Genomic DNA, 10,846 nt, shown 5'->3' with positions numbered 1-10,846 from the left:
GCTGCCGATGCGTTCAACGCGGTGCTGACGTCGCTGCAGCTCGCCGAGCGGACCATCGCCGAAGCACGCACCGCCGCCGAACAGCAACGGCAAGACGCGCAGCAGGATGCCGACCGGATCGTCCAGGACGCGCGGGCCCATGCGGCCGAACGCGTCGCCACCGCGCAGACCGACACGCTCGAAATCCGGCAGCTCGACGCGACGCTCCGCGAGAACGGCGATCCGGGGCTGCTGGCGAGGCTGTATCGCGATCGCGTGCAGCGCGTGCTGTCGAAAGCCGGGCGCGTGACGACGATCGATCCGCACGACACCTCGAACCTGATCCTGCCCGGAAACGCCCGATGAATTCGCTCGCCGAACCGGCCACGCAGCCGCACGTCGCTCCCGCCGGCACGACGGCCTACGCGCTGTCCTCCGGCGAACGCCGCACTATCACGCGGCAGATCGCGCTGGCGCTGCTCGCGGGCGGTCTGCTCGTGCTGTCGTTCGCGTGGCGCATGCTGTCGGGCGGTGGCGAAACGCTCGCGCAACTCCTCGCCGCGCTCGCGTCGCTGATCGTCGCGGGGCCGGTGTTTGCGAGTGCGTGGCACAGCCTGCGCGCACCGAGCCTGCATGGCGTGACCGATCGCCTGATCGCGCTCGCGATGCTGGCCGCGTGGGCGATCGGCGACATGACGACGGCCGCGCTGCTGCCGATCGTGATGACGTTCGGCCATGCGCTCGAAGAGCGCAGCGTGCTCGGTTCGCAGGAAGCGATCCGCGCGCTCGGCCGACTGACGGCCGGCCGCGTGCGTCGCATCGGTGCCGACGGCAGTGTCGTCGAAGTCGCGTATGACGCGCTGCGTGCGGGCGACCGCATCGAAGTGGTGGCCGGCGCGCGTATTCCGGTCGACGGCGTCGTGGTGGCGGGCACGTCGAGCGTCGACAACGGGCCGATCACCGGCGAATCCGTACCGCACGACGTCGACGCAGGCAGCACTGTGTATGGCGGCGCATTGAATCTCGATGGCGTGCTGCGCATCGACGTCACTCACACCGGCAAGGATTCGACGCTCGGCAAGATCATCGCGCTGATGCAGCACGCCGAGCAGGCGAAGCCGCCCGTCACGCAGGTGCTCGAGCGGCACATGGGCGCGTATCTCGCGCTCGTCCTGCTGATCGCGGCGATCGTCTGGTTCACGTCCGCGAATGCGTCGGCGATGCTCGCGGTCATCGTGGCCGCGTGCCCGTGCGCGTTGGTGCTCGCCGCGCCGGCCACGGCGATTGCCGGGATCGCGGTCGGCGCAAGGCACGGCATCCTGTTTCGCAATGCCGCGTTCCTCGACAAGATCGCCGAAGTCGATTCGCTCGTGATCGACAAGACGGGCACGCTCACCCGCGGGGAATTGCAGGTCCGCCAGATGTGGTTGCAGCCTGGGGGTGCCTTTGATTCCCGCGCGTTTTCCCGGTTAGAGACCTTCAGGCCTGACAAGGCTTTGCCTTGCGGCCCCAATTGAATATTTATATAAAACAATGGGTTGATGTCTGCACACTGTCCGAAGAGCTAAGATCGTATTCGGAGTTGGTTTCATCGACCCACTGCGTTATCACGATCAGCAGTGCCAACTCACCCCATCGTAAGGCGCGACGACTGGTGGATAGGGCAGCGATGTCGGCCGTGATTCGTGAATGTCTGACGCTCTCAATTGCTCACGAAACTCGGCCGCCCCTCTTCCACGCACCTTGCATCTCGGTAACACCGCAGCGTTCAAAAGCCGGGGCCACCCGTAGCGGATGCCGCGAGTAAGCTATTGAGCCCATGTAGCGACCAGTAGGAAGGCCGTACTTTGGCGGCCATATCGAACGTCTTAACAGGACGCTAGTGGAGCGAGTGCGTGGATTGACGGGATCGTCTGTCAAAGGACGATGAGAGACTTTGAGCAGTGGCTGCCAATCAAGATTGGCAAGCGGTGTCACAATATTCCATATCCCGGCTTATCCGGACTACCGCAACTAAAGTCGCAATTTGGTCTGCCGGTTCAGCCATGAGCAAAAAGGCCTTCCCTGAAATGCTGCATTGCGCAATTGCAGTCACAACTTCTGTTGTGCACGTGACTGGGCTCGGGAAACCGTCGTGCGTTGGCACTGACGCACACTGGCATCGCGTGGATCGACCATTCGCCGGGGTGCCGCAGGTACAGTGTGACCTGCTCTCAGCAAATCGGGGAAGTTGGAGCCTAGTAAAGGTCGTGCCATCATAATCTTTTTTGGATATGCCGATCGCATCGGCAGCTGGGTCATAACGGAAATATTGGGCTATAATATTTTTGCTGACTATTCAATGCTCTTGCTTCGTTGCGAGCTGAGATTATTATGGAATTGAGCTTTTCGTGGGGTTGGTACTTTTTAGCAATGCTGGCCATGATGGTGCTCTGCATTGGATTGTCGCAGTTTCGACCCGGACGCGATAACAAAGACGACCATGGGAAACGTTGACACAAGTGACTTAAAATTAACCGGAATTATAAATTTCACCGGCGCTGCGACGTCCGTCGATCGGGTCTAGAGGGCGGTTTCGCGAATTTCCCATCACAGCCTATGCCCCCAAACCCTTGGGTGAAGATTAAAATCAAATCCGGTATTTCCGTCTCGCCACAAAGTTAGTGCCCCCTTTATATTGTTGAGTTTTTGCACGACTAGACCGCTCTACCCATAACAATGCCAATCAATGCGGTTGATTAATTGTATTAATGAAATCAATCGGTTGGCATTTTCCCCTTCCGTCATCATGATCTGACCAATCTATGCATACGATATATGCGGACAGAGGTAGGCACGAAAATCCTGCCCCCGGAGCGCCGCAATCTCGATGGTTTTCGTGAGTAACACAGCGCTGTCGACTTTGAGAGAGCGCGGTGAGCGTACCCGCCGTCGAAGACAATGTCGGACCTGGTCAAGCCGACCGTATTGAACCTGATCCGGATGCCCTTTTGGGGTATGGGCGGTTCGACCCCGACACACAGCCGTAAGCGGAGCGCCTCTCGAGCACGCGGGCGATTGGCGTGTCTCCAGCCTCACTCCGGAACTGTCCATGCATACCTAACTCGTCGGCAGGGAATTCCAACCCATACGCATCTTCCTGTTCTGCGTTGCGAGTTCGGAGTCGCCCGTCGGAAACCCTACCTCGATGGGCGTGGAAAGAGCACCGCGTGTTGCATTCAAGCCCGAAAGCATGCTCACGATGCTTCGTCTACGGTGTTGGTAGCAACGCTCTGGTCACCTATCGTAAAAGAGAGGGTGGACGCTCGATCCATGTGAGCGGCAGACAATCACGATATGTCTTCTCCTCGGGGCGCGTCGCCTACTTGGAGGACGGGCTTTTGGCGGAAGGTGACAACGTCGAAGCGTGCTCCTCGAATACATGTATTGGAGGCAGTCATGATCGAGAAGGTCAACGACCTACCGGACGGCATTGCAGGGTTCATTGCAACGGGGCAGGTCACAAGGAAGGACTACGAAGACGTGTTGATTCCGGCGATGGAAGCAATACTTCGCAAACACGCAAAGATACGGCTGTACTATGAACTGGGAGCGGATTTCTCTGGTATGGATCCAGGCGCTGCCTGGGAGGATTTCAAGCTTGGGGTACAGCACATCACGCAATGGGAACGCATTGCCGTCGTGACGAACGTTGAATGGGTCCGATTTGCGTTGGCGGCGTTTCGATTTGTGATTCCGGGGGAAGTGCGTGTATTTTCCGGTAGCGACAGAGTCGCGGCACGAGCGTGGATCATCGAACACAAATCCGCCTGATGCACCATGCGAAATGGCCCGCGATTACATCGTCCTGGATGAGGGGTTCGATGTTTCGAACAGGACGAGACACGCCTCAGCCCTCGCACGGCGTCTTGGACCATAGTTGAATCAATGGCATCAACTCGACTTATCGATGAGCATCGGTGGACCAGACTCAAAAAAAGACCCGACGACGCGTCGGGTCGAAAGAGTGCGGCGGACGAATGAGGCCTTTCGATCCAGACTAGTCGTCACCAGGTTCGCCGCGATTGCCGTCACTCTGCGTGGACCAATTTCAGCCCGGTTCGCAAGGCATTCGAGTGCCGATGCAGCCGCCATTATGCGTATCTCAAAGGTACACCGCAGGCTGTCAAGATACCATCGCGAGTGTAACGATAGAGTATTGCGTCGACCTTAAGTCAATCTTAATTTTCTGCCTGTGCGCCCCTGCGTTCCCGATGCAGGACACGAACATCCGATTGACGCGGCTAGAATCGGATCGGTCACGCAACTGCAATCGCCCACCATGCGTGCACTCTAGTATATATCACACCGTGACATATACTGGCTTAAATAAGCTACAATGTTTGTGTTGGAGGAAAATTGTTCATACCGAAGCGCAATCACATATCTGGTTTCCTGGATGGCGTTGGCGCACGCACTTTCGGCGGTGCATCGCGAAGGGAGGTATTGGCTGATGTGTGGTATGACGGGTAAAGGAGGAGCAATGCTTATCAAATTTCACACGTCGGCAGCACCGGATATTGTCATGTTGCGCGATCTCGCGCAGTATCTTCTGGCACTGGTCGGAAAGGAACTACAAGCCCGAGGGGTGATTCAATCCAGCGAGCTTCCGAGCGCAATTGCACGACTCGAACAGGCAATCGAGGAGGACATGATGCGGGAAAACTCATATGAGCATTCGACGTTCGCGTTGCATGCAAATACTTTTCCGCATTCGAGCGGCCTTGCACAACGGGCATGGCCATTTCTCGATCTACTGCGCGAGGCGCATAAGCAAGACAAAGATGTCATTTGGGGCGTGTGATCACTGCGAGGCGCGTCCGTTAAACTCGCATGCGAGATAATCTACGTCGCTGAGTCCAAATTGGGGGGCGCCGAGGACGGCCGCGGATGCCGGACAAACCCACCGAATGACGCCGCGACGAAAATACTCGCGTCGGTCGATTTGCAGAATGCGGGTCCGACCGATCACCACCGGAATCGATCTCCCACCAACCGGGAGTGTGCACCCCAACCGTCGGGGTGATATGTCACGCTTGGAATGTAGACAGGTACGGAAGTCGAATCGCTTGCCGCCGCGTGCCGGGCGTTCAGCGTGACACTTGGCGACGCCAGCGGGTTGCCCACATGCAGTATATTCCGCGCCGGGACAACGACGTGGCTGGCCGTTCCCGCACGTGAGCTTATCGAATGACCGGGCTGTACGACGACCAGCGCGACCAGCAGCGGTATCGAAATGCCGTCCACTTCTCCTCACCGATTCAGGTTGATGGGGTCAATCCACGCAGCGACCGGAGCAGCGACCGATGAAAGCACTTTGCACTACCCGTCACGCGCGCCTATATTTTAGGTCACGTGATGACATGATTCCAGAAAACTCCCGGTGTTCACGGAGTTCGTGATGGCAGCAAGCAATCGAAAGGCCGGCGCAAGCGCCACGAAACACGACCTCGAGCAGCTATCCGAATTTCGCTACCGGCTGCGGCGTTTCCTGCGTTTCTCGGAGGAAATCCTGCGGGCCGAGGGGCTGACGCCGTTGCAATACATGCTGATGTTGCACACCTGTGCGTTTCCGGACCGCTCGTGGGCGACGGTCGGCGAGATAGCCGAGCGGCTGCAGGCGTCCTCGCATGGCACGGTGGCGCTCATCACGCGCTGCGAAGCAGCCGGGCTCGTCCGGCGCCAGACGAGCGAGCAGGATCGGAGGCAAGCGGAGATCCATCTGACGGAAAAAGGGGCGGAATGCTTGCGCAAGGTTGCGGCCTTGCACAAGTCGGAAATTCAGTCGTTCGGCTGGGCTTTCCAGGACGTCACCGATATCAACTGAACGCGCGACAGCAACGTGCGCGGATTCGCCGGGACGGCCGATATGTGTCGGTCGTCGCGACAACGGGCAGGGCGGGAGAACGAACACACACGCAGCAGGGGGAGGTCGTTTGCAAGGAGTGGCATATGAGCACGACCTCGAGCCTCAATCTGGAAGGCAAGCTCCGGCGTGACGCCGGAATCATCGGGCTGTTGTTCGCCAGCACGACCAGCATGGTCGGTTCCGGCTGGTTGTTCGGCGCCTATCACGCATCGCGCATCGCCGGCCCGCTGAGCATCGGCAGTTGGGTGCTCGGCGCGATCATCATCATGCTGATCGCACTGTGTTTCGCCGAGCTCGCGGCGATGTTTCCGCGCAGCGGCGCACTGGTGCACATGAGCCATGCGAGTCATGGCGTTGGACTGGGCCGCATCTGGTGCGGCCTCCTGTTTCTGGCATACGTGCCGGTTCCGGCGGTCGAGGCGGAGGCGATCGTCACGTACGCGAACAACTATCTCCCCTGGTTCATCCAGCCCGGAAGCGCAGGCTTGCTGACGGCTGTCGGCTTCGTCGCATGCGCTGGCCTGCTCGGCATCATGGCATTGCTAAACCTGATGGTGATCCGCTGGCTGCTCAGCGTGAACTCGACCATTACGTGGTGGAAGATACTCGTGCCGCTTCTGACGATTGCAGGCTTGCTGGGCGCGAGCACGCACTGGGGCGTGATGCACGCGGCGCCCGGCAGCTACCATGTGTCCGGCATGTTCACCGCGCTGCCGGCCGCCGGCATCGTCTTCAGCTATCTGGGCTTTCGAACGGCGATCGACCTGGGCGGCGAAAGCGCCAATCCGCATCGAAACATTCCGCTGGCCGTGATCGGCGCGGTCCTTCTGGCAGCCGTCATCTACATCCTGCTGCAGGTCGCGTTCATCTACGCGCTTGCGCCGGCCGACCTTGCCGCCGGTTGGAACAACCTCAGCTTCAAGGGCGAAATGGGGCCGTTCGCAGGGCTCGCAACGACCCTCGGCATGGGATGGATGGCCACGCTGCTGTACATCGACGCCTACGTGTCGCCAGGGGGCACCGGCCTGATGTACGTCACCGGCGGCTCGCGCATCCTGTTCGCGGCCGGAGAGCTGGACGCGGGCCCGCGCATGCTGACGCGGTTGAATGCCAACAGGATTCCCTGGGTTGCCGTACTGATCATGTGGGCGGTCGGTGTGCTGTTCCTGATGCCGTTCCCGGCGTGGCAGCAGATGGTGAGCTATATCACGTCGATCACCGTGCTCACGTACGGGCTGGGGCCGATCGCGCTGCTCGTCCTGCGACGTAACGTGCCGGAACTGCAGCGGCCGTTCCGCATGAGCGGGGCCGGATTGATCGCGCCGCTCGCATTCGTGTGCAGCAACCTCGTCATCTACTGGACCGGCTTCAAGACCAACAACTTCCTGTTCTCGCTGGTGGCGATCGGCTTCGTCCTCTACGCGCTTCACCATCACGTCGTGTTGCGCCGTAGCGCACGCGACTTCGGCTGGAAGCACATCGCGTGGTTGCTCCCATGGTTCGGCGGGCTGTGGCTGTTGTCGTGGATGGGCGGTATCGGCGGCGGCCTGGGCGTGATCGGATTCGGCTGGGACATTCTGCTGGTCGCCGCCTGGAGCGTGGTGGTGCTCGTGCTGGCCATGCGCAGTGCGCTCGATGCCGGCGAGACGTCGGAGATGATGGGGCGCATGAACGAGACCAGTTGACGGATCGACACACTCGACACAGGCGGGCGTCATGACATCGGGATCGACAGGAGGAGAGGACGGCGCGGCCGGCGAACTCGCATCGCTTCGCGTGGAAACCGGTCGCGTCCAGCGCGCTCCGCAAACGGACGACGACGCGTCGCCGATCGACATGTATCGCCTGAGTTGCCTCGGGATCGTGGTCGGCGTCGTCACCGGAATCGGCGCCGTGGCATTTCGCGGCTTGATCGGTTTCGTGCACAACGCGTTTTTCCTCGGCCGGTTTTCGGCCTCGTACAACGCGAGCGAGTTCACGCCCACTTCCGTATGGGGGGCGTTCGTCATACTCGTGCCGGTTGTCGGTGGCCTGGTTGTGACGTGGCTCGTCTGCACCTTTGCGCCGGAAGCGAAGGGGCACGGCGTGCCCGAGGTGATGGACGCGATCTACTTCAAGCGCGGCGTGATTCGACCGGTGGTCGCGATCGTGAAATCGCTGGCGTCCGCGTTCGCCATCGGCACCGGCGCGGCGGTCGGTAGAGAGGGGCCAATCATCCAGATCGGTTCGGCGCTCGGCTCGACGCTCGGGCAAGCGGTCAGGATGACCGCCGGCCAGCGCATCACGCTCGTGGCAGCGGGTGCGGGTGCCGGGATCGCCGCGACGTTCAATACGCCGATCGGCGGCGTCCTGTTCGCGACCGAGCTGATGATGCCCGAAATCAGCGTGAACACGTTCCTTCCCGTCGCGCTCGCGACCGGCACGGCCACCTTCGTCGGACGGTTGTTCTTCGGCAGTGCGCCGGCATTTCTGGTGCCGGCCCAACTGGGTGCGATTCCCGATCGTCCGGGCAGTGTGCTGACACTCCTGCTGTATGCGGTGCTCGGCATCGTCACCGGTACCGGCGCAGCCATGCTGACCCATGGTCTTCATGTTGCGGAGGATATCTTCGAGCGCATCCCGGGCCGCTATGCACGTCACGCGCTGGGGATGTTGCTCGTCGGCGTGACGATCTACCTGCTGATGCGCTTCGCCGGGCACTACTACGTAGAAGGCGTGGGATATGCAACGATTCAGGCGCTGCTTTACGGACAGCTCGGCGGTGGCCTGTTTCTGATCACGCTGGCGCTCTGCAAGACCCTCGCAACGTCGATCAGTCTGGGCTCGGGGTCTTCTGGCGGTGTCTTCTCGCCGTCGCTGTTCATCGGTGCGGCATTGGGCGCGGCGTTCGCCGCATCCGTCCAGACCGTACTGCCCGCGGCGCCCGTCAGCGCGCCTGCGTTCGCGATGGTCGGGATGGGGGCGATGGTGGGCGGGGGAACCGGCGCGGCGATGACGGCGGTCGCGATGATCTTCGAGATGACCCGCGACTACGACATCGTGCTGCCCATGATCATCGCCGTTGCGGTCAGCCTTGCGACCCGGCGCCTGCTTTGCCGCGAAAGCATCTATACGCTCAAGCTCGTGCGTCGCGGTCACGTGATTCCGAACGCGTTGCATGCCAACATGTTCCTCGTCCAGAACGCGGCGCAAGTGATGGAGACGGACGTGCTCGTGCAGGACGCCGAGGTACTGTTCCGCGACATTCTGGGCAATCTGGATGGCCCCCCGTTCCGCCACGTGGTCGTTACGCGATCGGGCCGGATCGACGGTGTGCTTCGCATCAACACTGGGTTGCGCCGGGCCATCTCGCACGACCATCCGTCGGTGACGCTCGGTGCGCTCGCTCAACGCAATTTCATTGTGGTCGCGCCGGGTGAAGCGGCGTTCGATGTGATCAGCAAGCTACGCCAGAAGCACGCGACCATGGCGGTGGTCGTGACCCGGCCCGAAGAAGAGGGCGCAATGGAAGTGGTCGGGGTCATTGCCAAGGAACACATCGCAGACGCGGTGGCGAGCAGCATCAGGATCTTTCCCGAGAACCGGCGCGGAACGGAGCGCAGCCTGCGGTCAGGGAAGCAGCACGGTGACAGCCACGCGTCGACGCGGGCCGAAGCGCATGCCGGCAAGGAGGGGCAGCATGAAACTCAGCGTTGAGCTGGCCGTTCTGCGTCGGCGCCTTGCGGTGGCCCTGCATCTCGATGAATGGAAGGAAGTGTTGGCCGGCAACCTGCAAGACGAGGCGAGTGACGATCGCGAGTGGGTCATCGTCTACAGAACGGCGAATGGATATTGTTGCCTTTACAGGGGGAAGCCGGTCGAGTTCGATGAGCTCCCCGATGTGCGGTCCTGGTCCGCCGAGATGGATGTCCGGACGTACTTCATGGGTTTGTGATCACGATATCGGTGCCGAACCGCTTCTTTCGGTCAGTGCGTGGCGGGAGCGGGCCCCACCACGTTGGCGCTTCATCGATAAACGATATCCGCGCGACGATTCTGTGCCCACGACGCTTCGTCGTGGCCCAATGCAACCGGCTTCTCCTTGCCGAAGCTGACTGCCTCGATCTGTGCATCGGGTACGCCGAGCGTTTCCAGGGTGCGAAGCACGGCCTGCGACCGGCGCTCGCCCAACGCGAGGTTGTACTCACTGGTGCCGCGTTCGTCGGTATTCCCCTGAATCAAGACGTGCCGGCCTGGATGAAGGCGCAGATAGTCGGCATGCGCCTGCAGGAGCGACTGGTACTCGGGCTTCACTTCATAGCTGTCGAAATCGAAATAGATGCTGCGCTTCGCGAGCGGACTGTTGGGGTTGTTCAATTCGTCGGCCATGGTCGACGGCGTCCCGATCGCCTGACCATTTGCGGTTCCCTGATTCATCATGCCGGAAGTACTGGGCGTCTTTGTCGCGGAATGGCACCCACCGAACAGCACAAGGGCCAACAGCACCGCATATCGCATCAAGCTTTTCATCACGGGTCTCCCGAAGAGGGCGTTCGATCGAACGGAATGGGTCGCAGATCAACGGAACGGGTCGCGTCACCACTGCCGGAAGCACAGTGAACGGAGCTGCTCCTGTTTGATGGGCGACGGTATTTTGTAAATAAACTGAAGGATGATTTGAAGGATTCTTTGGTCACATGGTGGGTGAATACAGCCACGTTAACCAGATTAGGAGAAATGTCACATCGTGACTAGTTGACATGTTACGATGCGGAAATTCTGCGAAATCGTGAATTCAGATGTGCTCCCTCAGCTCGCGTCACTCGACGTCCGGTCGTCCCGATACGAAAGGCCGGGGCGAGCTTCTTGAACCCGGCTCCCCAGCTGGGTTTTTTTTGTCCGTTGTTGGATCCGTTCGGTAAATCGCGTCAACGATGTCCCAGTCGTCCACCGTGTCTTCCCGCATGACTGCGCCCGAAC

The 10,846-nt window shown here is 60.5% G+C and carries 8 protein-coding genes and 1 pseudogene; 8 read left to right on the top strand and 1 reads right to left on the bottom strand.

The features are described 5' to 3' along the window. From JYJ84_RS18345 to JYJ84_RS18310, 8 genes and pseudogenes are all read left to right on the top strand, one after another. A pseudogene (locus JYJ84_RS18345) lies at positions 1-345 on the top strand (protease modulator HflK); the annotation flags it as partial. Then, entirely contained in the window at positions 342-1,496 is a 1,155-nt protein-coding gene (locus tag JYJ84_RS18340; RefSeq protein WP_236027346.1) for an HAD-IC family P-type ATPase, read from the top strand. The pseudogene JYJ84_RS18345 and the gene JYJ84_RS18340, both read left to right, overlap by 4 nt. 1,921 nt (positions 1,497-3,417) lie before the next feature. Continuing rightward, a complete protein-coding gene (locus JYJ84_RS18335) occupies positions 3,418-3,792 on the top strand; it encodes an STAS/SEC14 domain-containing protein (RefSeq protein WP_175221175.1) in 375 nt (124 codons plus the stop codon). Positions 3,793-4,501: 709 nt separating this feature from the next. Further along, positions 4,502-4,822, top strand: coding sequence for a DUF1840 domain-containing protein (locus tag JYJ84_RS18330; RefSeq protein WP_175221176.1), 321 nt, complete (start codon positions 4,502-4,504; stop codon positions 4,820-4,822). Between the two features lie 597 nt (positions 4,823-5,419). Beyond that, a complete protein-coding gene (locus tag JYJ84_RS18325) occupies positions 5,420-5,845 on the top strand; it encodes a MarR family winged helix-turn-helix transcriptional regulator (protein ID WP_046549513.1) in 426 nt (141 codons plus the stop codon). A gap of 125 nt (positions 5,846-5,970) precedes the next feature. Then, a complete protein-coding gene (locus tag JYJ84_RS18320) occupies positions 5,971-7,572 on the top strand; it encodes an APC family permease (RefSeq protein WP_175037531.1) in 1,602 nt (533 codons plus the stop codon). 151 nt (positions 7,573-7,723) lie between these two features. Then, positions 7,724-9,583, top strand: a complete 1,860-nt coding sequence (locus JYJ84_RS18315; RefSeq protein WP_240201873.1) for a chloride channel protein — start codon at positions 7,724-7,726, stop codon at positions 9,581-9,583. Continuing rightward, entirely contained in the window at positions 9,567-9,821 is a 255-nt protein-coding gene (locus tag JYJ84_RS18310; RefSeq protein WP_175221178.1) for a hypothetical protein, read from the top strand. Before JYJ84_RS18315 ends, JYJ84_RS18310 begins: the two co-directional genes overlap by 17 nt. A 71-nt stretch (positions 9,822-9,892) precedes the next feature. On the opposite strand, the gene pal is transcribed toward JYJ84_RS18310, so the two are convergent. Continuing rightward, entirely contained in the window at positions 9,893-10,396 is a 504-nt protein-coding gene (pal, locus tag JYJ84_RS18305; protein ID WP_175221179.1) for a peptidoglycan-associated lipoprotein Pal, read from the bottom strand. Positions 10,397-10,846: the final 450 nt, after the last annotated feature.

The organism is Burkholderia sp. LMG 13014, from assembly GCF_905232215.1.
In the GTDB taxonomy this organism is placed as follows: Bacteria; Pseudomonadota; Gammaproteobacteria; order Burkholderiales; family Burkholderiaceae; genus Burkholderia.
This window is presented reverse-complemented; position numbering and strand designations above follow the sequence as displayed.

What these genes read in the sequence shown, in the direction of transcription:
- JYJ84_RS18340 (WP_236027346.1), top strand. Translation starts at nt 342, where the DNA reads ATGAATTCGCTCGCCGAACCGGCCACGCAGCCGCACGTCGCTCCCGCC.
- JYJ84_RS18335 (WP_175221175.1), top strand. Translation starts at nt 3,418, where the DNA reads ATGATCGAGAAGGTCAACGACCTACCGGACGGCATTGCAGGGTTCATT.
- JYJ84_RS18330 (WP_175221176.1), top strand. Translation starts at nt 4,502, where the DNA reads ATGCTTATCAAATTTCACACGTCGGCAGCACCGGATATTGTCATGTTG.
- JYJ84_RS18325 (WP_046549513.1), top strand. Translation starts at nt 5,420, where the DNA reads ATGGCAGCAAGCAATCGAAAGGCCGGCGCAAGCGCCACGAAACACGAC.
- JYJ84_RS18320 (WP_175037531.1), top strand. Translation starts at nt 5,971, where the DNA reads ATGAGCACGACCTCGAGCCTCAATCTGGAAGGCAAGCTCCGGCGTGAC.
- JYJ84_RS18315 (WP_240201873.1), top strand. Translation starts at nt 7,724, where the DNA reads ATGTATCGCCTGAGTTGCCTCGGGATCGTGGTCGGCGTCGTCACCGGA.
- JYJ84_RS18310 (WP_175221178.1), top strand. Translation starts at nt 9,567, where the DNA reads ATGAAACTCAGCGTTGAGCTGGCCGTTCTGCGTCGGCGCCTTGCGGTG.
- pal (WP_175221179.1), bottom strand. Translation starts at nt 10,396, where the DNA reads ATGAAAAGCTTGATGCGATATGCGGTGCTGTTGGCCCTTGTGCTGTTC.